At 45.4% G+C, this 23,732-nt stretch carries 22 protein-coding genes; 16 read left to right on the top strand and 6 right to left on the bottom strand.

Features of this window, described 5'->3' with window-relative positions:
• The first annotated feature begins 132 nt into the window (after nt 1-132).
• From I3248_RS03940 to glyA, 3 genes are all read left to right on the top strand, one after another.
• Complete coding sequence (locus I3248_RS03940; RefSeq protein ID WP_238062629.1) at nt 133-1,446, top strand: GNAT family N-acetyltransferase; 1,314 nt, start codon at nt 133-135, stop codon at nt 1,444-1,446.
• A 142-nt stretch (nt 1,447-1,588) separates the two neighbouring features.
• Complete coding sequence (locus I3248_RS03935) at nt 1,589-2,104, top strand: chorismate lyase (protein ID WP_238062633.1); 516 nt, start codon at nt 1,589-1,591, stop codon at nt 2,102-2,104.
• A 364-nt stretch (nt 2,105-2,468) separates the two neighbouring features.
• Nucleotides 2,469-3,725, top strand: a complete 1,257-nt coding sequence (glyA, locus tag I3248_RS03930) for a serine hydroxymethyltransferase (RefSeq protein ID WP_238062628.1) — start codon at nt 2,469-2,471, stop codon at nt 3,723-3,725.
• A gap of 195 nt (nt 3,726-3,920) precedes the next feature.
• Here the strand turns inward: glyA and I3248_RS03925 are convergent, their stop codons facing one another.
• The 5 genes from I3248_RS03925 to I3248_RS03905 form a co-directional block, all read right to left on the bottom strand.
• The gene (locus I3248_RS03925) at nt 3,921-4,277 is read right to left on the bottom strand and encodes a barstar family protein (RefSeq protein ID WP_238062627.1); all 357 of its coding nucleotides are present in this window, start codon (nt 4,275-4,277) and stop codon (nt 3,921-3,923) included.
• A gap of 1 nt (nt 4,278) precedes the next feature.
• Nucleotides 4,279-5,010 carry a ribonuclease domain-containing protein gene (locus tag I3248_RS03920; protein ID WP_238062626.1) on the bottom strand — a complete coding sequence of 244 codons (732 nt, stop codon included), beginning with the start codon at nt 5,008-5,010 and terminating at the stop codon, nt 4,279-4,281.
• 128 nt (nt 5,011-5,138) lie between these two features.
• On the bottom strand, nt 5,139-6,413 hold the full coding sequence (gene gltS / locus I3248_RS03915; protein WP_025646459.1) for a sodium/glutamate symporter: 1,275 nt from the start codon (nt 6,411-6,413) through the stop codon (nt 5,139-5,141).
• Between the two features lie 621 nt (nt 6,414-7,034).
• A complete protein-coding gene (locus I3248_RS03910) occupies nt 7,035-7,733 on the bottom strand; it encodes a zinc transporter (protein ID WP_238062625.1) in 699 nt (232 codons plus the stop codon).
• Between the two features lie 175 nt (nt 7,734-7,908).
• Entirely contained in the window at nt 7,909-9,210 is a 1,302-nt protein-coding gene (locus tag I3248_RS03905) for a glutamate-5-semialdehyde dehydrogenase (protein ID WP_238062624.1), read from the bottom strand.
• 490 nt (nt 9,211-9,700) lie between these two features.
• Between I3248_RS03905 and I3248_RS03900 the strand changes: the two genes are divergently transcribed.
• The 9 genes from I3248_RS03900 to I3248_RS03860 all read left to right on the top strand — a co-directional run bounded on the left by I3248_RS03900 (nt 9,701) and on the right by I3248_RS03860 (nt 18,752).
• On the top strand, nt 9,701-10,033 hold the full coding sequence (locus tag I3248_RS03900; RefSeq protein WP_238062623.1) for a hypothetical protein: 333 nt from the start codon (nt 9,701-9,703) through the stop codon (nt 10,031-10,033).
• A gap of 264 nt (nt 10,034-10,297) precedes the next feature.
• A complete protein-coding gene (locus I3248_RS03895; RefSeq protein WP_025646463.1) occupies nt 10,298-11,095 on the top strand; it encodes an ATP-binding cassette domain-containing protein in 798 nt (265 codons plus the stop codon).
• Between the two features lie 343 nt (nt 11,096-11,438).
• Nucleotides 11,439-12,239, top strand: a complete 801-nt coding sequence (locus I3248_RS03890) for a transporter substrate-binding domain-containing protein (RefSeq protein ID WP_238062622.1) — start codon at nt 11,439-11,441, stop codon at nt 12,237-12,239.
• A 29-nt stretch (nt 12,240-12,268) separates the two neighbouring features.
• A complete protein-coding gene (locus tag I3248_RS03885; RefSeq protein ID WP_238062621.1) occupies nt 12,269-13,225 on the top strand; it encodes a transporter substrate-binding domain-containing protein in 957 nt (318 codons plus the stop codon).
• A gap of 461 nt (nt 13,226-13,686) precedes the next feature.
• Nucleotides 13,687-14,574 carry an ABC transporter substrate-binding protein gene (locus tag I3248_RS03880; RefSeq protein WP_227675444.1) on the top strand — a complete coding sequence of 296 codons (888 nt, stop codon included), beginning with the start codon at nt 13,687-13,689 and terminating at the stop codon, nt 14,572-14,574.
• Between the two features lie 373 nt (nt 14,575-14,947).
• Nucleotides 14,948-15,682, top strand: a complete 735-nt coding sequence (locus I3248_RS03875; RefSeq protein WP_201610033.1) for an ABC transporter permease subunit — start codon at nt 14,948-14,950, stop codon at nt 15,680-15,682.
• 12 nt (nt 15,683-15,694) lie between these two features.
• A complete protein-coding gene (locus tag I3248_RS03870) occupies nt 15,695-16,420 on the top strand; it encodes an ABC transporter permease (protein ID WP_025646468.1) in 726 nt (241 codons plus the stop codon).
• Between the two features lie 18 nt (nt 16,421-16,438).
• Nucleotides 16,439-17,113, top strand: coding sequence for a fumarylacetoacetate hydrolase family protein (locus I3248_RS03865; RefSeq protein ID WP_238062620.1), 675 nt, complete (start codon nt 16,439-16,441; stop codon nt 17,111-17,113).
• Nucleotides 17,114-17,267: 154 nt separating this feature from the next.
• Nucleotides 17,268-18,752 carry a GPI inositol-deacylase gene (locus I3248_RS03860; protein WP_238062619.1) on the top strand — a complete coding sequence of 495 codons (1,485 nt, stop codon included), beginning with the start codon at nt 17,268-17,270 and terminating at the stop codon, nt 18,750-18,752.
• A 117-nt stretch (nt 18,753-18,869) separates the two neighbouring features.
• Here the strand turns inward: I3248_RS03860 and I3248_RS03855 are convergent, their stop codons facing one another.
• Nucleotides 18,870-19,832 carry an Hsp33 family molecular chaperone HslO gene (locus I3248_RS03855; protein WP_238062632.1) on the bottom strand — a complete coding sequence of 321 codons (963 nt, stop codon included), beginning with the start codon at nt 19,830-19,832 and terminating at the stop codon, nt 18,870-18,872.
• A 306-nt stretch (nt 19,833-20,138) separates the two neighbouring features.
• Between I3248_RS03855 and I3248_RS03850 the strand changes: the two genes are divergently transcribed.
• The 4 genes from I3248_RS03850 to I3248_RS03835 all read left to right on the top strand — a co-directional run bounded on the left by I3248_RS03850 (nt 20,139) and on the right by I3248_RS03835 (nt 23,559).
• Entirely contained in the window at nt 20,139-21,122 is a 984-nt protein-coding gene (locus tag I3248_RS03850; protein ID WP_201600385.1) for a glutamate/aspartate ABC transporter substrate-binding protein, read from the top strand.
• A 93-nt stretch (nt 21,123-21,215) separates the two neighbouring features.
• Nucleotides 21,216-21,962, top strand: coding sequence for an amino acid ABC transporter permease (locus I3248_RS03845; protein ID WP_201559335.1), 747 nt, complete (start codon nt 21,216-21,218; stop codon nt 21,960-21,962).
• Nucleotides 21,959-22,630 carry an ABC transporter permease subunit gene (locus tag I3248_RS03840; protein WP_201559334.1) on the top strand — a complete coding sequence of 224 codons (672 nt, stop codon included), beginning with the start codon at nt 21,959-21,961 and terminating at the stop codon, nt 22,628-22,630. Before I3248_RS03845 ends, I3248_RS03840 begins: the two co-directional genes overlap by 4 nt.
• A gap of 209 nt (nt 22,631-22,839) precedes the next feature.
• Nucleotides 22,840-23,559, top strand: a complete 720-nt coding sequence (locus tag I3248_RS03835) for an amino acid ABC transporter ATP-binding protein (RefSeq protein WP_037059487.1) — start codon at nt 22,840-22,842, stop codon at nt 23,557-23,559.
• Nucleotides 23,560-23,732 lie beyond the last annotated feature (173 nt).

Below are 23,732 nucleotides of genomic sequence, written 5' to 3'. Positions count from 1 at the left end.
AACAATTTTAGCGATCAGCAGTGCCTATTTGCGAATGTTCAACACGCCCTAGTAATATTTTGCAAATTGTAACCGCATTTTTAGCAAAGTTTGGTAGGCTAATGGTGACTTTATACAAACAAAGTAGGTGTCATGAATTTAGAGTATGCATTAGTAGGCGATATGAGTTGGCAGAGCCAAGCGGATTGGCAAACGCCTGACACGCCATTTATGTCTTTTGCCTTTTGGCAGGCGCTTAGTGATACCGGCGCTATCGGTGAAAAAGCCGGCTGGCTACCGATCTATATCGTGGTTTATGATAGTGGTAAGCACCGTCCTGTTGCGGTGATGCCGGTCTTTGTCAAAGGTCATCACCAAGGCGAGTTTGTGTTTGATTACTCTTGGGCGCAGGCTTACGCGCATTACGGTTTGGATTATTATCCGCGTCTAGTGACGAGCGTGCCTTATACGCCTATTACTGGTCAACGTCTGTGGCTCGCGGCAAACCAAGGTTTAACACCTGAGATAATACAAACTGCTATCAAAGGGGTAGATGATGTTGCGCAGCAGGTCGGGGCGTCTAGCTGGCATTGCTTATTTGCTGAGTCTCAGCTTGCAACTATAACGGCTTCATCAAGCCAAGAGATTGCAGCCGCTATTGATGAGAGCCGGATAGCCTTAGCTGGCGCAGATGATAGACAAGAGCAGCCACCAGAATCAACACAAACAAGTAAAACGTCCTTACCTGTTTTTGAGCGTCAAGGCTGTCAGTTTTTATGGCAAAATCAAAACTTGCTTGCCGATGCTCAGCCTTTCACTGACTTTGATGATTTCTTAGCGACGCTAAGAGCGAAAAAGCGCAAAACTATCCGCGCTGAGCGCCGTAAAGTCACTGAGCAAAATATCGTCTGTGCACGCAAATGCGGTAGCGATATTACTGATAGTGACTGGAAGGCGTTTTATCATTGCTATGTAATGACTTATGCGGTGCGCGGTCAGCAGCCTTATCTGACATTAGACTTTTTTATGGCGCTCGCGCAGAGTATGCCTGAGCACTTGATGCTGGCGCTTGCATACGACAGCGACAACGAGATTATCGCTAGTAGTGTGTTTCTCTATGACAGTCCTAATAGCGAGCATTCAACGCTGTATGGGCGCTATTGGGGCGCGCTTGCCGATTATGACAGCTTACATTTCGAGCTGTGCTACTATCAAGGCGTAGAGTTTGCTATTGAACAAGGTTTGCAGTATTTTGACCCAGGTACGCAAGGCGAGCACAAGCTAGTGCGCGGCTTTATTCCGACCACGACTCACTCCTTACACCGCATTTATGACGAGCGTTTTATTCCGGCGATTAGTAATTTTTGTATAGAAGATAGGCAGCGCATGGCGCAGTATCGTCAGCAAGCGCATCAAGCTCTGCCGTTCAATGCTGATAATATGCCAGTCTTTGATAGTGAGCAATAACTGCCATCCCTTAAACTAGCCTCTATACTTTTTGCCTTTATGCTTTAGTACTGAATACTTGGCTATTGAATACTTGACTATTGAATACTAAGGTACCGAGTGCTGTTTTTTATATCCGTCATGACCTATAATTTTGTTAACTATGCCCAGTCACTCTTTTAATGCTCATACTTCTTCTACTATATCACCGCCGGCAGCGCTATCTTCTTGGCTTAATGCCGAAGGCTCACTGACTGCTATGCTTGAGGCAAAGTCAGGTCAACCGCTGCGAGTAGAGCGCTGTTTTGAAGGCTATCGACGACTGAGCTTGGCGCAAAAAAAGCAGCTCGGCATATCAGTAAAGCAGTACAACAGACCGATACTGGCTTGGGTACGTGAAGTAGAACTATATGGCGATAGTGACCAGCCTTGGGTATGGGCGCAAAGTATTTTTCCGCTACCGAGTCTGCAAGGCTCAGCCAAGCGCTTGCAACAGCTAAAAGGTACGCCCATCGGTTATGTGCTCTTTAAGCGTCGTCAGACGCTACCCAATCAGCGCTTTATTACGCATACTGAACACGGCTGGCAGCGCCAAACCCGCTATGATTGGTACGGTAGAAAGTTATTAATTAGTGAGACCTTTTTGCCAGATTTTTTATCTGGTCTTGATGAGTGCTAGGCGCTGAGTAAACCTCAGCGGTATGGATTTAATAACTGAGAAGATTGAGACCCCACAATGCCTATCAGTTACCTAAATAAGTGACTCATCAACGCCTGCTACTTGGGTACTTTTTTTAGATTTTAAAAAATATCTTATTTACCTAGCGCAAAGTGAGTTTTTGCATTTACCTTATCTGGTTTCATGTTAAACTCAAATCACAGCAAAATTTCAGTAGGATATGACCTGCAAGATGAATGCTGGAATATCGTCATCAAGCATGAGTTTGATTTAGGTGTATCATAAGCCTGCACTCATCGTTTACCCTTCTATTTTTAAACCTTTTTTTATCACTCTTAATAAAAATATGCTATAGGACATAACTATGTTTAAAGATATCTCTATAAAAGAATTTGACCCAAAACTTGCTGAAGCCATGGAAGCTGAAAGCCAGCGTCAAGAGAGCCATATCGAGCTTATCGCTTCAGAGAACTACTGCTCGCAAGCAGTAATGGAAGCACAGGGCTCAGATTTAACCAATAAATATGCTGAAGGCTATCCGGGTAAGCGTTACTATGGCGGCTGTGAGCACGTCGATGTGGTTGAACAGTTGGCTATTGACCGGGCCAAAGAGCTATTTGGCGCAGAGTATGTCAACGTGCAGCCGCATTCAGGTAGCCAAGCCAACTCGGCGGTATTCTTAGCGTTACTGGAAGCGAATGATACGGTGCTCGGCATGAGTCTGGATGCTGGTGGTCACTTGACCCATGGCGCGCATATCAACTTCTCAGGCATCAACTACAACGCCGTACAGTATGGTTTGGTAGAAGAGACGGGCCTTATTGATTATGATGAAGTCGATCGCTTAGCGCGCGAGCATAAGCCCAAGATGATCATCGCAGGTTTTTCTGCCTACTCACAAGTGGTTGATTGGCAGCGCTTCCGCGATATCGCTGATGAAGTCGGCGCTTATTTCTTAGTCGATATGGCACACATCGCAGGCCTTGCTGCTACGGGCGCATATCCAAATCCAGTACCATATGCTGATGTGGTGACTAGTACTACGCATAAAACCTTACGTGGGCCGCGCTCAGGTATCATTATGTCACGCGACGATAAGCTTGCCAAAAAGCTTAATTCTGCGGTCTTCCCAGGCAATCAAGGTGGCCCATTGATGCACGCCATCGCCGGTAAAGCGGTCTGCTTTAAAGAAGCACTCGAAGATAACTTCAAAACTTATCAAGAGCAAGTGGTCAAAAACGCCAAAGCTATGGCAGAAGTAATCATCGATCGCGGCTATGAAATCATCTCTGGCGGTACTGAAAACCATTTAATGCTCATCAGCCTTGTGAAGCAAGAGATGACGGGTAAAGAAGCAGATAAATGGCTTGGTGAGGCTTTTATTACGGTTAATAAAAACGCCGTACCTAACGATCCAAAATCACCGTTTGTCACCTCTGGTATCCGTATTGGTACGCCAGCCTTAACCACTCGCGGCTTCAATGAAGCAGATGTCAAAGAGGTGGCAAACTGGATTTGTGATGTGTTAGATAGCCGCGGTGATGAGCAAGTGATCAGCGATACGCGCGACAAAGTCAAAGCTATCTGTGCCAAAAAGCCAGTTTATGAGAAAAATCAGTAAGACTTGAAAATTATAAAAAGAACCGCTTGGCTTTGGCTGGGCGGTTTTTTTAGCTCTTTTTCCATCCCGTTATTTGATGCATTGCTCTTTGTAGTCTTATAGATATGTCAGTATCCACAAAATCTATGAGCTCTCTTTTATTATTTAGATATTATTATTTAAATACTATTTCAATATAAAGCGTACTACACACTCTTATGAATTACTCCCAACCATCCACAACTGCGGGCGACCAAAATCCCGATATGCATCCTCAATCATACTTTTAAACACCTTAAAGTCCTCCGTGTTTATCTGCTCAATCTCTGTCAAATCCAAACGCAAATGCTCGGCATCGCTATCAGTTAAGCAGTCCCACGCACTATCCCAATTGTGCGCAAAGTAATCAGGAAAATTAAGCGCGTTATCTAAGGCCGTCAATAGTGACGTTTTATCAAGCACTCTACCCACAGCGATATCGATAGCTTGCTCAGGAATAAAAGCACGATTACAAGTGTTTGGCTCAGCATATAGACCAGTATCTTTGTCTATATAATAAATGGCTTGGCTCATATTAGTTTACCTCTAATCGTCTAAAGCTATCGTAATGATCAACCGTTAAGTAGTAGACAGTGGGCGGATTGCCGCCGGTGACGATACGTCTAGCGCCGCGATGTGAGACGCCGGGTGTAGGCACAGTGTACTCGCGGTAGTAGCCGCTGGACTGAGCAGGCAGGCGGCCTTCGCGGTTATAAAAGGTCGTGCCATCCTTCGCAGGATAGGGATATGGCCCGCCTTGCTGAATTAGGGCGATAGTGTTATCAATTTGCGCGTCGCCTGTGATGGCGGTATGAGCGCTTTGAGCAGAGTCTGAATAGCTGGGCGTGATATCAGCGGTCAATGCCCCTTGCTCAAACAGCGCTGATTTTATATCACCAAAGAAATAGACAGCGACGGCAATAATAGCGATAAAAGAGATAAGCGACGTGAGCGGGCTTTTTTTATGCTGCCCGTATGTTGAGCGTTTCGCTGTATGCTGTCTTGTATGCAAATGGTTGGTCTTATCATTGTAGCCTTTCGATGGTGTACTTTCTTCAAGGCTCAAGGTAGGGTCAGAAACTTCGGTCGCACGCAGCTGGTTTTTGTCATTGCGAGTACTGTTAAAATATACTTGCTGCCCGATATGGATAGGCTGCGATAATTGTACGCTGCTGATATGAAAAAACACGTCCTCACTTTGATCGTCAACATCGATAAAGCCGTAGCCTTTATCTTGGTTCCAGTGTTTGATAGTACCGCTTTGCATGGCCGCTTCGCCTATTAGGGTTTAGCATAGTATATACAATTTGATAAAAACTATTAAACCAAAAAACGCCAGCATGATGCTGACGTTTATTGTATAAATTAAAAACTTGTTGGTTTGACGGTACAAATCTACATAAAAGGGAGCTGAGTAAATATCTGCAGTATCGTGGCGTTCACGATGTCGACAAAGAAGGCACCAACCATCGGCACGATTAAAAACGCTTTTGGCGAGGCCAAGTAGCGATCGGTGACCGCCTGCATATTGGCAATCGCCGTTGGGGTTGCGCCCATACCGAACCCGCCGTGACCTGCAGCGAGTACTGCAGCATCGTAATCTTTACCCATAACTCTGAAGGTGATGAAGTACACATAAATCACCATAATAAGCGTTTGGACTAACAGGATAATCAGTACAGGACCTGCCAAATCAGTCAATTGCCAAAGCTTCAGTGATAGAAGCGCCATTGCTAAGAATAGACTCAAAGAGGCGTTACCGATGACATCGATCGCCCGGTCAAACATTTCAAAATTAAAGACGATAGTAAGGGAGTTACGAATGATGACCCCAGCAGCTAACGCCCAAACGAAGGTAGGCAGCTGAAACCAAGTGCCTTCGGCCACTGCCGTCATAATATCGGCAAAAGCCAAAGCGGCAGCAAATAGCGCTAACGACTCAATAGTCGATGAGGCGGTAATCAGACGAATATGATCAGGTTTTTCAAAGATTTCTTTGTCGTTTAGGATCTCATCCTCGTCGTGCTTAGTACTATACAGCGACTGTGAGCTGGCGACTTTTTCGATATCGCTTGGGTTGGGATCAGCTTGGCTCGGGCTGATACCTAGTCTGCGGATGAGCTTACGCGCGACAGGACCCCCGACGAGACCACCTGCGACCAAGCCATAAGTGGCCACCGCGATACCTAAAGTAGTCGCACCGACAACGCCATACTCTTCTTCTAGCACCACGCCCCACGCGCCTGCAGTACCGTGTCCGCCGGTCAAAGCGATAGAGCCTGTCACTAAGCCAAGCATCGGATCAAGTCCTAGCGCGCTTGCCATGGCAACGCCGACGATATCTTGCAAGATAATAAATACCGATACCACCACTGTAAAGATAAATAATGGCGAGCCGCCCGCTTTGAGTCTGCCAAAATCAGCACTCAGGCCAATGGAAGCAAAGAACATCAGCATTGTCGCAGTTTGCAGCCCTTGATGGAAGTTGAAGCTATAGCCCCAAATCAAATTAAGCGCATAAACAATCATCGCAGCGACCAAGCCACCAACCACAGGTTCTGGAATATTAAAGTCTTCTAATACCTTGATTTTTTTGATTAAGAAACGCCCGAGTAGTAGCACGAATGTTGCTAATATCAAGGTGTAATAACCGTTTAATGTCATTTCCATAAGTGAATCCTTCTCATAAACTTCGGTTGTAAACTCAACAAGAGGACTGATCGATGACAAAGGAGTACTTTATCCTTCTGACATATTTGTTATCGCCATCATCAGTCTTAGTGTAGCAGCATATCCATAGCCGCGGTTTGCCAAACTTTTTATAAGTATGTGCAATGGTTTTAGGGCGTGTTGAACATTCGACCATGGCACTGACAGAGACTATTTTTTAGGCGATTTGCAGATAAAAATGGTAAGTTTAGTCGTTCTAAGCGTCTATTTTTATCAATAAAGCGGCAAAAAATAGTCCTGTCCCTGTTGTTGTCGTGAGGGCTGATGCTAAAATCGCCCTAGTCGTTGCGAAAATCTAGCCAATGCAATAAGCATTACCTGCAATTTTCACTTAGACTAGAACTATTTTAGCTATCAGCAGTGCGCATTTGTGAATGTTCAACACGCCCTAATCCAAAAAGCTATCGATTTAAATAATAAAAAACGCCAGCGATTAAGCTGACGTCATTTTCGGATTATACTTTAAGTCGCGTTATAAGTGTTCAACTAACCACCAATCTTAGCAAAATTAATCATAATGTGTAGCATAAGTGGATAGCTTACTATCTCATAACTTTTTTATTAACCCCCTAATTGATCTAACCCTAAAGCTAGAATCAGCCCAATAGCGGTACTGATGCCCGCCCAATGATTACCTTTTTTAAAAGCATCTGGAAAGATTTCGGTCGCCAATGAAGCAATTACGGCGCCCGCTGCAAAACAATCTATCAAGCTTATCGTCGATTTAGACACATCACGCAGTAGTATATTACCAGCGATAGCTGCTACGGATAATAACACTGCAGCGCCTGTCCAGATGAGCAGTATTTTTTTGTTACTCGACCCGGACTCCTTCATCTGTTTAGCACCGCCAGCAGCTTCTGGTAAGTTAGATAACAAAATAGAGCCAGCAAGCGCCGCAACTTGCATGACATTACCACTGATTAATGATACTCCTAGTGCTAAATTCTCTGGCACGCCATCTAAAGTGACCGCAGCAAGCAAACCGCCGCCGCCACTACTTTGTATTTTTTCGTCTATAAGATAGTCTATGCTCGTAAATACGCCGGCGCCTAATAGCGTAAAGCCGATGGTCGCCAAAAGCCCACTGTGGGTTACGGCTGGCTGCAGCATTTGTAATACTACCGCGAGCATCAGCGCGCCACCAGCAATAGCCAATAGGTTGCCTTGTAGCCAATTAGGAAGCTTGCCATAAGTTCCCCATAACGCCCCAATAATGAGCGCGGCTGAAACGATAGTAATAACCAAAAAAATCATCATAGCAGTTATTCTTTTTTTATAAAAAGGTCATTTATTATGGTTGTCATATTTTATCAACTAAAGCCTGTACTGGTTATAACCTTTCACAGGGTTTAGCCGTTTTTAACAGAAAAAACGCCAACACTGATGCTGACGTTTTGATAAACTCTAAATAGATAATCTTAGTCAATAACCGTTAAGCGCGAGTCTCGCCATGACCATAGACGATCCATTTTTGTGAGGTTAGACCTTCTAACCCGACTGGGCCACGAGCGTGAATCTTATCGGTTGAGATGCCAATCTCAGCGCCAAGACCATACTCAAAGCCATCAGCAAAGCGGCTTGAGGCGTTAATCATTACGCTTGCGGAGTCGACTTCGCGGATAAAGCGCTGCGACTTACTGTAGTTATCTGTGATAATGACGTCAGTATGATGGCTGCCGTGCGTGTTGATGTGCTCAATCGCCGCGTCAAGTCCATCGATGACTTTCACCGCTAAGATAGGCGCAAGATATTCGGTATCCCAATCTTCCTCAGTCGCAGCTGATAGATGACCATCAAGCTTAGCATTGTCCTTTAATATGCTTTGTGCTTGCTCATCAAGGCGCAGCTGCATTGCGTCATCGGCTTTAACGATAGCTTCAGCAATTTGCGGTAGCATCTCATCGGCGACGGCTTTATCGACCAAAAGCGTCTCCATAGTATTACAAGTGCCATAGCGATGCGTCTTGGCGTTGACGCTGACCTCGATTGCCGTCTCTGGCTTAGCATCACTATCGATATAAGTATGACAGTTACCGTCTAAGTGCTTGATGACGGGCACTTTAGCGTCTTCGCTGATGCGAGAGATCAGGCCTTTACCGCCGCGTGGCACGATGACATCCACGTAATCGGTCATGGTGATCAGCTCACCGACAGCCGCGCGGTCAGTGGTTTCAAGTACTTGTACGCTATGCTCGGAGAGACCGGCCGCACTCAAGCCTTTATGGATGCACTTAGCAATAGCTTGATTGGACTCAAAAGCTTCGGAGCCGCCGCGCAAGATAATAGCGTTGCCCGACTTTAGTGCTAGTGAGGCGGCTTCTAAAGTCACGTTAGGGCGTGACTCATAGATCATACCGACCACGCCTAGCGGCACACGCATTTTGCCCAGATGAATACCAGAGGGGCGAAAGGTCATATCAGTGACTTCACCGATTGGATCAGGCAAGGCTGCGACGTCTTTGAGACCTTGTAGCATACCATCGAATCTAGCATCGTTTAGCTCTAGGCGATCGAGTAGCGCGGCTTCTAAGTCATTGCTATGGCCTTTATCCATGTCTATTTTGTTCGCTTTTAGAATATCGGCTTTGGCGTTGACTAGCTCATCATGAATGCTCATAAGTGCTGAGTTTTTATCGCCAGTATTGGCCGCAGCAAGAGCGCGAGAGGCGGCGCGCGCTTGCTTACCGACTGTTTGCATATAAGATTTTATATCTGAGGTATTCGCTTGACTCATAAATTATTTTCCTTTTGATTACGGATGAAGGGTTATTTTCAATAAATGTTGTAGACGAGCAAAAAAGCCTAAACAGGCAAAATCTAACTAAAAGGTGGTAAAAGATATCATTGTTAATAGTGGCTAAACCTAGAGCTTTGACAAGCGTATTAACGACAGCTCTCACTTAAGGTAAAGCATTGTGTTATTTAACCGTTATGCCATTTAACATAGAGTAGATTAGGATTAGAGTAAAGTTGAATTTGTGAACAGCGCCTATTTGCAATATTGTTTTAAGTGTTTTTGTGTTGATTCAGGAGTATGGATATCTTTGTCTTACGAGTCTTTAACACAACTGCGCTGCAACTACTAAAGTAGTCATTTATAGATCTGATTATAATAATAGATAAGATACTAGACGTGTTAAGCAAAGTGATGTGGAAAACACTGTCTAAAAGCAATTAGTGCGTCAAAATCAATTCGCAATTTAAAACCAATTAGAGAGGGTATTATGAAAAACACGACTTACAAACTAGGGTTAGCCGCAGTGGCCGCTTTGGCAGTAACGCTTGGCGCTTGCGCGGAACAAGAGAAATCTCTTGAAGAGCCCGACGCTATGCAGACAGTAGACGATGCACAAACGCAAGTAGAGCAAGAAGCGACTGGCGTTGATGATGTCGCGCAAGTGACTGAAGGCGTCAATAGTGCAGATATCTCGGATGATCCTATGGTCGGTGATGATGTCGCAGTAGCGAGCGCCGATGATGACGTGGCTGTAGCGACGGTGGACGACGCTGATGTCCTCGATGGTTCTGAGTCTGAGGAGCATGTCTCAACTTATTAATAGCTTATTAACGGTTAAGTATATCGCCGCGTTATTAGCGTGACAGATAATACAGCGCTAAGCGGCCTAAAGTGTTAAAATATAGCTCAAATTACAGTAGTGATTTGGGCTTTATTTATGGCGTAAGGGCTAGTAATAGAGAGTATTTGCCTTTTTGCTGTATGATAAGCGACAATACGCTGCTTTTTATTTCAGTAAGCTGCCAAGAGCTGCTTAAGCCTATAAGTATCGCCTTATTCATAATAATTGGAAAACTGTTGAACCATGCCTGATATTGCCAAAGACTCGACTCGCCCTATCGCTCTAGATATACAAGATCTACACAAAAGCTACGGCTCTTTAGAGGTGCTAAAAGGGGTATCACTCACCGCCTATGATGGCGATGTGATCTCGATTTTGGGCTCATCAGGCTCAGGGAAGTCGACGTTATTACGTTGTATTAACTTGTTAGAAAAACCAACTAAGGGGCGTATCAGTATCGGTGATGATGAGCTGATGCTAAAAGCCAGTAAATCCGGCGAGATGCAAGCGGCAGATCATAGACAGCTTGAAAATCTGCGGGCGCGTGTTGGTTTTGTTTTCCAAAACTTCAATCTATGGCCGCATAAAACGATACTGCAAAATATCATCGAAGGACCGACTCAGGTTCTAAAAATCAAAAAAGATCAAGCCATCAGTGAAGCCGAACAGCTCCTAAAAAAAGTAGGCTTATCCGATAAAAAAGACGCTTATCCTGCCAATCTCTCTGGCGGTCAACGTCAGCGTGTCGCTATCGCGCGCGCTTTGGCTATGCAGCCAAGAGTGCTTTTGTTCGATGAGCCAACTTCCGCGCTCGATCCTGAGCTAGTTAACGAAGTACTCGCCGTCATGCAAGACTTGGCAGAAGAGGGCCGTACGATGCTGATTGTCACCCATGAGATGCGCTTTGCTCGTGATGTATCAAGCCAAGTGGTGTTCTTACATCAAGGTGTCATCGAGGAGATGGGCACGCCTGAGCAAGTGTTTGACAACCCAAACTCAGAGCGCGTCAGAGACTTTATGGCTTCTCATCGCCAGAACTAATCACTATTTCGGACTTATGAGCTGACCTGTCGGCTGATAAGTCTGTCTGCATCAATTGAGCTATTTTAAAACTGGCCTAGTGTTATCAATATCCTTCCTTTTATAGCGTATGTGCTATAAAGAAAGGCATTGCGTCATACGTTTTTACGGCGGTGTCTTCTTACTTATTTCCAATAACAGCAGCACCGTTTATTACCCAATAATGACAGTCAATACCTAAAACGTTTGTTTTTGATACTGTTGTCAGGTATTATCGATGGGTTTATAAGCTGCTAATATCTATCATTATTACGACTGTTTGGTCAATGATTAGATAGGGATATTAAATTAAAATAAGGAATATATGATGTCGAATTCTCGTCTATTATGGTCATCAATGACTATCACCGCAGCGCTAGCATTGAGCGCCTGTAGCCAGCCAAGCGATGATACGGTAGAGACAAATGCTGAGGCACCTGCTGCCGATGTCGCGGGTAAAACCATTCGTATCGCAACTGAAGGCGCTTATCCTCCTTTTAACTATACCAATGCTGATGGCAGTATTGCAGGATTTGATGTCGATGTCGCCAACGCTTTATGTGAGCAGATGCAGGCAGATTGTGAGATCGTCGCGCAAGATTGGGATGGCATTATTCCAGGTTTGCTCGCGCAAAAGTATGACGCCGTTGTCGCAGGTATGTCTATCACTCCAGAGCGCCAAGAAAAAGTAGACTTCACTGAACCGTACTTCGCTAATACTATGGTTTGGCTGACTGAGACCGATGGTAGTTTTGATCCTAACGCTATTAGTAACCTAAATTTAGGTGGTCAGCGCTCAACCACGCCTGGCGTCTATCTGCAAGATAACTATGAAGGTAAAGACGGCAACACGGTACAGCTTTATGATAACTATGACAATGCTTATTTAGATCTAAAATCTGGTCGCAGCGATGCGGTATTGGCCGAAAAAGTTTCAGCCAAAGCTTGGTTAAAAGACAATCCAGAAGGTTTTGGTATCGTGGGTGATGAGATTGATAACGATGACAACATCGCTATCGCGGTTCGTAAAGCGGATCCTTTGAGAGACGATTTTAATAAAGCTTTGAGCGAGATCCGTAGTAACGGTGAGTTGGCTCGTCTAGAACAAGCAAACTTCAACCAATAATCTGCTGCTCGATAACTGAGGAAAACATAATGAGCTTATCTAAATATTCTCAAAGCAAGTCAATCTTGCCCACCAAAGCGCTTTGGTTAGCACCGCTCAGCGCCGCTATGCTCATGCTTGCTGCTTGTAGTAATGGCTCAGCGCCAGAAGAGAGCCAAGTTGCAGATGACGGCGCAGCGACTGAGACGCCAATGAACATCAAAATCGCGACTGAGTCGAGCTATAAGCCTTTTAGCTATACTGATGCTGATGGCAAGCTGATCGGTTATGAAGTTGAGCTGGTCGATGCGTTATGCGCGCAGATGAACGCGGAGTGTGAGCTGATATCTCAAGACTGGGATGGTTTGATTCCCGGGTTAAATGCGCAAAAGTTTGATGCGATTATCGCGGGCATGTCGATTACGCCAGAGCGTCAAGAAGTCGTTGAATTTAGCGACCCTTACTTTCATACTGGTATTATTCTTATCGGTAAAAAAGGCGATGATATTACAGTTGCTGATCTTGAGGGCCAACCAGTTGCTTCACAGCGCTCAACGGTATCTTCGCAGTACCTGCAAGACGAGCATCCAGAGTCTGATATCAAGCTTTATGATACCCAAGACAACGCTTATCTAGATCTAACTTCAGGTCGCGTACGCGCTATGATGTCTGACAAAGTCACTGGTATCGACTGGCTAAAAACTGAAGCCGGTAAAGGCTATGAAGTCAAAGGCGAAGAGATCAGCACTGACGAAGATGCGATGGGTATTGCTTTTCGTAAAGGCGATCCGCTAGTGGGTAAATTTAACAATGCATTGGCTGAGCTAAAAGCTGATGGCACTTACGATCAGATCACTGGCAGCTACTTTGGCACCAGCTCTACTGCAGCGGCAAATAAAGCGGCGGCAGCGGATAGCGTTGAAGAAGTCATAGTGATTGAAGGTGATAATGCCGATGCGAATGCAACTATCGCAGCCGAAGAGCAGACAGAGACTGTCAGTAACTAAATATCAGTAACTAACTATCAGTAATTAGCTGTCAATAGGGCGTGTTGAACATTCAAATGTGGCACTGGCGGCGGCTATTTTACAGGCAATACGCAGTGAAATTTTCGAAGCCTAGTCATTCTAGGATAGACAATTTCGCCATGTATTGGCAAAAAAGAGCCCCGCCCCAAAGGGCTGATGCTAAAATCACCCCAAACGGTGTTGTAAACCTAGCTAAGGCCTCGACATTATCGTCGGTTTACGCCTAGTTTGGTGCGATTTTATTTATCAGCAGTCCTAATATTTGAATGTTCAACACGCCCTAGTTAACCGTCAATAAATAAAGTAACAAGCACTGTTGTTTTATATGGCTATAGTTTTATGCTGAGCCCTACATAGTGGCGCTTTATGCTTCTCATAGCGTAGGGCGCCATTATTGTTTATAGCGCTTGTATCGACTTACTCATAAAAAGGAATCAAGGATGACGATAAATTACCCTAGTATTTTTGGCGCAAGACAGGCGCTACAAAACCCTTTGTTTGCAGCAGTAGCCTTAGGAATGCTGGTAGGCTGTAGCAATGGTCAAGAGGCCAATACTGCGAGTACAGAAACTGCCGATACGGCTGCCACTGAAGCCACTGGCGAGGTTTTGCGTATCGGCACTGAAGGCGCTTATGCTCCTTTTAACTATACCAACGCTGATGGCTCGCTTGGCGGTTTTGATATCGAGATTGCCAATGCTCTATGTGATGATATGCAAGTCAGTTGTGAGATTATCGCGCAGGATTGGGATGGGATTATCCCCGGTCTCAAAGCGGGCAAATACGATGCCATTGTCGCTGCGATGTCGATTACCCCAGAGCGCGCTGAGCAGGTCAGCTTTACTGATCCCTATTTTAGTAATACCTTAGTGTTTTTGGCAGAAGAAGGCAGCGATTTTGACCCGAGTAATCCTGATGATATCAACTCAAAAAGCATCGCTGCTCAGCGCTCGACGATTTCATCGCAGTGGCTAGAGCAGGCTTATCCAAAAGCCAATATGCAGCTGTATGATACTTTGAGTAATGCCTTTTTAGACTTAGGCTCAGGGCGTGTTGAGGCGATGATATCTGATAAGCTGCCAGCTATCGAATGGCTGAGCTCCGCCTCAGGCAGCCAATATACGCTAAAAGGTGATGAGATCGATATCGATGATAATTTTGCTATTGCGGTACGCCCAGGGGATCCGCTGCAAGCTCAAATCAATGAGTCATTAGCTAATATTAAAGCAGATGGCAGCTATGATGCTATCCATAACAAATACTTCTCAGTAACCACAGATAGTGACTCTAGCAGCACTGCCACGCCAGTAGCCGCTGAGGTAGAGTAGTCAAAAGCTGTCGCTTGAGTTTATGAAAGTTAGGCTGGTAAGCACTCAAAAGGATATCACAGCTTCGTGGTATCCTTTTTTATTGCCACTAACTGTCTATTTTGACTGGGTATTTGCTATCAGCGTTAACATCGAGCGTCTCAGTTATGATAAAATCAGCGCGTATTTCTATCTGAGTAATCAGTGCATGAATCTTTGAGTCAACTGATAGTCATTTATTATATATTCCAAAACCGCTTCTCGTTGCTACAGACCATAACTATCGCTTTATTTTCGCTAGCGTCAGGACAGTAAGCTGACATTTCGAGCGTTATTTGTGGCTTGGCAAAAACGCCAGTGACGCGACCAACATATAGAGACTGAGTGAATAACTGTGTTTGATTTACAAGGATTTGGCGCCCTGCTATTAAGCGGCGCGACCGTCACCATTAAGCTTGCCATAACTAGCCTGATAATAGGTATGCTATTAGGACTGCTTGGGGCAACGGCTAAGCTGTCGAACGTTTGGCTACTGCGTAAGCTTGCCACTGTCTATACCGCAACGATGCGCGGTATCCCTGAGCTATTATTAGTGCTATTTATCTATTATGGTGGCTCTGTTTTGCTGATGAGCATCCTCAAAAAGTTCGGCTACAATGAGTATGTAGAGATCAGCGCTTTTTGGGGCGGGGTGATGGCCTTATCTATTGCTTTTGGTGCTTATGCCACTGAGATCTTTCGAATGTCTATTCAAGAGATTCCTGCCGGACAAAAGGAAGCGGCGCAAGCGATAGGGATGCGTCCTTTTCAGACCTTTTATCGGATTACTTTGCCGCAAGTTTGGCAGATTGCCTTGCCAGGCCTTGGCAACTTGTTTTTAGTACTGCTCAAAGACACCGCTTTAGTCTCGGTCGTTGGACTCAAAGATATTATGTATCAATCTTCACGCGCGGCGCAATCCACCCAGCAACCTTTTACCTTTTATATGGCAGCCGCTATCATCTATTTAGGTCTTACTATGCTTATCACCGGCTTTATGCTTTGGCTAGAATGGCGCGCCAATCCAGCCGCGCGCTATGCCAAAAAAATCAGCCGTCAATCCACTCATCAGCCATCGACTTTAGGGTAGAGGAGAGACGTTATGGATTGGAATTGGCAGGTCATTTTTGAGTACTTTCCGGATCTATTAGGCGGGGCGGTACTGACTGTACAGCTCGTTGTGATCTCAGGAATCATTGGACTGTTCTTTGGTTTGATTTTGGCGTTACTGCGTCTGTCTAAAAGCTGGCTGGTACAGATATTACCGTTTTTGTATATTTTCTTTTTTCGCGGTACGCCGCTGCTGGTACAGATATTCTTAATCTACTATGGTTTAGGTCAGTTTGAGGCGGTACGTGAGTCATTCTTGTGGGAGCCGGTGCTCAGTCAAGCTTACTGGTGTGCGATTATCGCTTTTACGCTCAATACTAGTGCTTATCTTGCAGAGATTATTCGCGGTGCGATTCAGGCGATTCCGGTAGGGGAGCTAGAAGCGGCAGATGCTGTGGGCATGTCACCGTGGCAAAAGCTCACTCGTATTACATTGCCGCGCGCTTTTGGTATTGTCATTCCTGCTTATAGTAATGAAGTGATTTTTATGCTCAAAGGCAGCGCGCTGGCTTCAACCATTGCGCTAATGGATATCACCGGCGTGGCTCGTACGATTAGTGCGCGGACTTATACCTTGATGGAGCTGTTCTTTGCCGCTGGTATTGTCTATCTATTATTATCGTGGATTATATTATTTAGCTTTGGACGGTTTGAGAAAAGAATGAACCGTCATGCCAGCTACGTGCCGCCTGATGTGATGACCAATACTATTCCATAATTGAGCGATAGGTGAGTGATGAGCCAAGCGCTGAGAGTTACCGATAAGAAACTTGATAATAAGGTACAAGCTGCTATTGGCAAAGTGGTTTGCGTCGGTCGTAACTACGCCGCTCACGCGCATGAGCTCGGTAATGCAGTACCAAGCACACCGCTACTGTTTATAAAACCAGCCTCCGCTATTGTCTCTATTCACAATGACATTATCCGTCCAGATCCCAAGGTTTATGGTGAGACTCATTATGAGGCGGAATTATGCATTCAGCTCGCCTGTGGTTTATCGGCAGCGACTGCCGAGCAAGCGAAGCAAGCGATAGGCGGCATCACTTTAGGATTAGATTTGACCTTAAGAGACTTACAAAGTCAGCTTAAAGCCAAAGGTCACCCTTGGGAGCGCGCTAAATGCTTCGATGGCGCTTGCGTCCTTGCTGACTGGCTCGAGCTGCAAAATTTCGGCGACTTAACGCACATTCAGTATCAGCTTTATATCAATGGCGAGCTCAAGCAAGATGGTGATAGTGCCTTGATGCTATTTCCTATCTATGAGCTACTCGCCGATATTAGCCACGCTTTTAGCTTACAGGCAGGTGATGTCATTATGACCGGTACGCCAAGCGGAGTAGGTGTTTTGAGGGCAGAAGATAACTTAACGCTAGTCTTAGGCAAACAGCAATGGCAAACCCAAGTTAAGTAACTTTTATTCTTATAAAGTATTAAAAATCTTAGTAATTTATTGGCTTATCTATAACATCCCTCCTAGTTACAACCATAAAACAAATACATCTCTTCTTTTTATCTGCTATTAAGGATAGTATGTAATGCTCTCTTTGTTGTAGATTATCAATATTATGAATCGTCCAGACTTACCCGATATTACTCATGATAGCTACGGAAGTGGCAATAAAGACGATGCCGATATGGTCTATCGTCCGGGCGCGCATCCTGTCGCAAAGTCTAGTATGGCTATTCATGGCGATTTATATGAACACCTCTCGCAGCTTGATATGGATGAGATGGCTAGGTTATTAGCAGATGACGCTGAAGATACGCTCACTACAGACTCAGTCTCTCTAGGCGATTTTTTTGAGGGTTTAGCCCAGCTGGCAACGATGGGTGTGGTTGAGATGACAGAGATTGTTGAGTCTATGCATCGCGAGATTATGCTGCGTCCGATAGGGCGCTTTAACGAAAACCACCTAAAAAACTGGCATGGCGGCGTCACAGGGCGCGTTTACGGACTCGTACGCCATGTAATGCTGATGGTAGGCAATAACCTCTCCTCAGGACTGCGTCTATATAAAAACGTAGCAAGACAAACCAGCGCTCAGCCGCTTCCTGCTAGCCTAAAAAAACTCGTCAATGTGTTTAATGGGGTGATGGGTGATCATCTAGTCAATAATGGTAACTCGCTTGCGATTCCTATGACCCTATACAACCAAGAGGGCGTGCCTCAACGCGAAGAGCTATCGGGCCGTATTATTATCTTGTGCCATGGCCTATGTTTAAGCTACTTAAGCTGGCATCCAGACGATGACAATAGCTTAGGGCAAGCTATCAGCCGCAGCCAGCCTGACTCGACAGTGCTTTACTTAGATTATAATACTGGTAGACGTATCTCACGCAATGGCCGCAAACTCTCCAAACTGCTACAAGACTTAGTGGATAATAATCCTAATATCAGTCAAATCGATTTGGTCGGCCATAGTATGGGCGGGTTAGTGGCTCGTAGCGCGCTGTTTTATGCTAAGCAAGATCGCCTAGATTGGATGAAGCGCGTGGGTAATTTGATTACTTTAGGCTCGCCGCATCACGGCGCTGTCCTTGAGCGCATTGGGTTTTTGGTGCAAGATATTATCTCCAAAGTCCCCTTCGCAAGCTCGCTTGCGCACTTAGGGGATATGCGTAGCGCCGGTATCATTGATTTGCGTCATGGTAGTATTCGTGACGCCGATTGGCAGTCTTTAGAGGGGCGAAGTGTCGTGCCACAAGACTTTCGGCATCCTGCTCGTCTGCCAAGCGGTATTAAGACCTATTTTGTCGCGAGCGCCTTGATAGAAACCCATTACGACTCAAAGGTAACTAACCTGCTCGGGGACAGTCTAGTGTCAGTAGCTTCAGCATTGGGCGAAGATGATGGTGAGCACAATCTGTTTGTACCAGAAGGCCGTAAAGCGATCTTTTATGGCGTGAACCACATGGGTCTCATCCATAGCAGACGAGTGCGCGAACAAGTTGTGGCTTGGCTACTTGATAACGGCAAAAGCGATTATGCTGCTCGCGACCGTATCCACTCTTATCCTCGCAGCTTAGGCGTGATTGCTGAAGCGTTCTAAAAATAGGGTTATACCAATTTTGAACGACTGACGTTTAAAAAACTATATATTTAAGAGCTAAAAAACCCTTTAAACTTGCGCCTAAAGGGTTTTGAATTTACCTAATAACCAGCCAATTTATTGTGCAAAAATAGCCGTCACATCGTCTTTATCAAAGGTATAAACCTCACCGCAAAAACCGCAGTCCATCTCAAAAGTACCGTTTTGCTCTTCAATGATATCGAGCGCTTCGGTTTCACCGATTTGTGCTATCGCCATCTCACACTTCTCACGCGAGCAAGTACAGCCAAACTCTAAGCTGACAGGGTCAGGCGCAACGACGTTTTCTTCGTTATATAAGCGGTAGATAATCTCGCTGGCCTCAAGCGTGGTCAGCTCTTCACTTTTGACGGTGCTAGTCAGTATGGTCAAGCGCGTCCATAAGTCATCATCGATACCAGCGTCTTGATTACGCTCCACTTCGATATTCTCTGCTGCCGTACGCGGTAACATCTGCACCAATACGCCGCCGGCTTGCAAACCGTCTGACGCCAAGTTAATCAAGGTCGGAATCTGAGCGGACTGCTTTTGGTAATGGGCTAAGCAGTCGGCTAGATTATCATGGCTACGCTCAACGATACCTTGATACGGCTCGCCATTATCTGGCTGAATATTAATAAATAAGACGCCTTGACCAATCGCACCTAGCTCTGCAAAAGCCTCATTTGCCTGCGTCATGTCTTCCCAAGCAGCGATTTGCTCATCGTTATCCGCTTTCCAGCTAGCAAGCGCCCGGATAATGCCGTTTTGATCGCACTCAGCCATCGCCCAGTTCAGTAAGCTATCCTGATCTGAGGACTGTAGTTGGATAGATAAACGACCATCTATCTTGACGGTACCTATCAGTAAGCTTGCTGCTGTGAGCATCTCGCCTAGCAAGCGTTTGATGGCTTCAGGATAAGGCTTTTGGGCAATAGTGGAAGCGTAGCTACGCGATAGGCGCACTACATCACCGCGCACCGGCGAGTCTTCGATAAAGAAGCGCTGACGCACATCATTACCGCTTGCTTTGTCTGAGGGCTGCAACTGATCTGTTTGCATAGCTGAAGTATCTTGTGTCATATATTTTTATCTTATTGAGTTAAGAAGGTGCTAGCTTTATGGGGATTATTCAGAATTTATCAATCATAAGAAGAGCACTTGTGGCCACAGTTTATGCATACCCGAAGATGAATTTGTTGTAGAAAATAGCAACAGTAGGCTAAAAAGTTGCACAATAATTATAAAAGTGTTGTACAGTAACATTAAGTTGCATTAAGATAACTAAAAGTAACTGCACGGATGCCTATTAGTAATAGCTAATCAAGCATTTTTTAACTAATAATATGTGATAAAAGGATGTACCTTATGGCTTACGCACTCAGCAAACCTCTAACATTAGCAGCGTTTATGGCACTAGGCCTTGCCGGCTGTAATAACAGCAGTCAAACTGCGACCGATGACGCTGCAACTGACGATGCTGCCACTACTGAAACCTCTACAAATACCAACGGCACCCTTCAAAAAATCAAAGACTCAGGCACTATCGTTGTCGGCTATCGCGACTCTTCTATTCCGTTCTCATACATCGCGGATGATCCAAATCAGCCTATGGGCTATGCGCACGATTTAGAGATGAAAGTTGTGGATGCGGTGAAGCAAGAGCTCAATATGCCGGACTTGAATGTTCGTTATAACTTGATTACCTCGCAAACGCGTATCCCGTTGGTACAAAACGGCACCGTCGACTTTGAGTGTGGCTCAACGACTAACAACGAAGAGCGCCAAAAACAAGTGGGCTTCTCAAACGGCTTTTTCGAGATCGGAACGCGTTTGTTGACTGCGACAGACTCAGGTATCAATGATTTTGCTGACTTAGACGGTGAGACGTTAGTCACTACCGCAGGTACGACCTCAGAGCGCTATATTCGCCAGTACATCGATGAAAAGCAAATGGATACTAATGTCATCTCCGCCAAAGATCATGGCGAGGCATTCTTGATGCTAGAAAACGGCCGTGCTGATGCCTTTATGATGGATGATGTACTACTAGCCGGCGAAAAAGCCAAAGCTAAAAACCCAGATGAGTGGGTCATTGTAGGCGAGCCGCAGTCGTTTGAGATTTATGGCTGTATGCTGCGTAAAGACGATCCTGAGTTCAAAGCCGTAGTCGATAAAGCTTTGACGGATGTCTTTGCCTCAGGTGAGATCAATAGTATTTACGATAAGTGGTTCTTAAACCCAATCCCGCCCAAAAACGTCAACTTAAACTTTGAGATGTCAGATAACCTAAAAGCACTCATCGCCGATCCTCATGATGGCGCCCAGCCAAAAATGGCAGCGGCACAGTAACCCTCACTCCTCAACTTAGCTGGTACTCCCAAAAGCTTCATTATTGAAGCTTTTAGGGGTTAAGCCTATCAACCACTGCTTGGAGAGACAAGCATGAATTATAGCTGGAACTGGGGTGTGCTCTTTGAGCAGACTGGTGTCGGTAGCGAGCTGTATATCCATTGGATGATTACTGGCCTTGGCTGGCTGCTACTAATCGGTAGTATCGCTTGGGCCATTGCGATGGTCGTTGGTACTATCTTCGGTATTATGCGTACTTTGCCAAGCAAGCCTGCGCGGGCGATCGGTACCGCTTATGTGACCTTTTTTCGTAATATTCCGCTACTGGTGCAATTGTTCTTTTGGTTCTATATTGCCCCAGGGTGGCTGACCCCGGCGCTACAAGAGTGGTGGTATAAGGAGCTCACGCCTAATACCTCAGCGATGCTCTCAGCGAGTATTGGTCTGGGTCTATTTACCGCGGCGCGTATCGTTGAGCAAGTGCGCACGGGTATTGAGTCCTTGCCGCAAGGCCAGATCAACGCCGCTTACGCACTAGGCTTTACGATACCGCAGGCTTATAAGCAAGTACTACTGCCGCAAGCTTTTCGTATCATCTTGCCGCCCTTAAGCTCTGAGCTGACCAACTGCTTCAAAAACGCCTCTGTTGCCTCGCTCGTTGGGGTAATGGAGCTGATCAGTCAGACGAAGACCATTAGCGAATACACTCAAAATAGTCTTGAGATCTATACTTATGCGACGATTATCTATTTAGTGTTTAATCTGTCGCTGATTGCGATTATGGGTCTAATCGAGCGTAAACTTCGCGTACCAGGGCTTATTGCAGGGAGTCAGAAATGAGTATGATGACCGAACTTGCGACCGCATACCCAGGCCTTATGGGCGGGATGATTACCACCTTAAAGGTGCTGTTTTTAGCGATTCTTGGCGGCATTAGCTTAGGTACCATATTGGCCTTGATGCGCTTGTCGGGTATCAAAGCCTTAGAGATACCGGCTAAGCTGTACGTAAACTACTTTCGTTCAGTACCCTTGTTACTGGTGCTATTATGGTTTTATTTTGCCGTACCGATGATTTATTTTTGGGTGGCAGGTAAGTACTTGCAGCTCAATGCCGCCTTTGCTTCGTGTGTGGTCGCCTTTATGATGTTTGAGGCCGCTTATTTTTCTGAGGTCGTGCGAGCTGGTATTCAATCCATCGGTAGTGGTCAAGTCAATGCAGCAAAAGCGCTTGGCATGACTTATGGGCAGACCATGCGTCTGGTTATTTTGCCGCAAGCGTTTCGCAAAATGCTACCGCTGATCTTGCAGCAGTGTATTATTCTCTTCCAAGATACCACTTTGGTTTTTGCGATTGGTTTGACCGATTTTTTCCGTGCCGCTTACGTGCGCGGTGAGCTGATGGGGTTACTCACCCCTTATATATTAGGTGCAGGGGCGATTTACTTTATTATCAGTTTGACCGCTTCTATTGGCGTACAGCACGTGCAAAAAAAGCTTAGGTTCTAGCGTTTGATTGAATAACTTAATCGTAGAGGTTTGCGCACTAAACTAGCGTAAACCCTACGGACATAGCGCTATCACTTATTTTACATACATGACAAAAATATTAAGCATAAGGCTAGGAGCCGACGATGAATAAGGCTAAGACATTTATAAATGACTTTGGCGGACTGGTGACAGATAACGGTCATGCTAGCGATGAGATAGTCATTGAAATGGATAGCGTCAGTAAATGGTATGGCGACTTTCAGGTACTCACTGACTGTACTGCTCATGTCCATAAAGGCGACGTGGTGGTCGTTTGTGGCCCATCTGGCAGCGGTAAATCTACTTTGATTAAGACCGTTAATGGTCTTGAGCCTTTTCAAAAAGGGCAAATCATGGTCAATGGTATCTCGGTTGGCGACTCAAAAACCAATCTGCCAAAGCTACGTAGCCGTGTCGGCATGGTGTTTCAGCATTTTGAGTTATTTCCGCACCTGACTATCATTGAGAACCTGACGGTCGCGCAGATTAAAGTTTTGGGCCGCCGCGAGGACGAGGCCAAACAAAAAGGTATGGCTTATCTAGATCGCGTGGGACTAAGCGCGCAGGCACCAAAATATCCGGCTGAGCTGTCCGGTGGTCAGCAGCAGCGGGTAGCGATTGCGCGGGCGCTAGCGATGGATCCTGTGGCGATGCTGTTTGATGAGCCGACCTCCGCGCTTGATCCTGAGATGATTCAAGAGGTGCTCGATGTGATGGTAGAGCTGACCCGTGAGGGTATGACGATGATGTGCGTGACCCACGAGATGGGCTTTGCCAGTCAAGTGGCGAACCGTATTATCTTTATGGATGAGGGTTATATCGTTGAGAACTGTAGCAAAGATGAGTTCTTTGAGGGTGCAAAAAGTGATCGCGCGCAGCAGTTCTTATCGAAGATTCTGAATCATTAGACTATTTCGATTGACGATTATTGATAGCTTTATTCTCAATAAGAAAGCCTGTTTTTTACCAGTAATGATTATACAAAGCGCCTTATTAAAGACAGTGAAACACTCTCTTTAATAGGGCGTTTTATATTGACGCTTTTACACTTTTTTTATAGCGATTCAAAATTATAGCAATT

It is taken from the genome of Psychrobacter sp. Ps3, assembly GCF_022129275.1.
Classification (GTDB): Bacteria; Pseudomonadota; Gammaproteobacteria; order Pseudomonadales; family Moraxellaceae; genus Psychrobacter; species Psychrobacter submarinus.
This window is presented reverse-complemented; position numbering and strand designations above follow the sequence as displayed.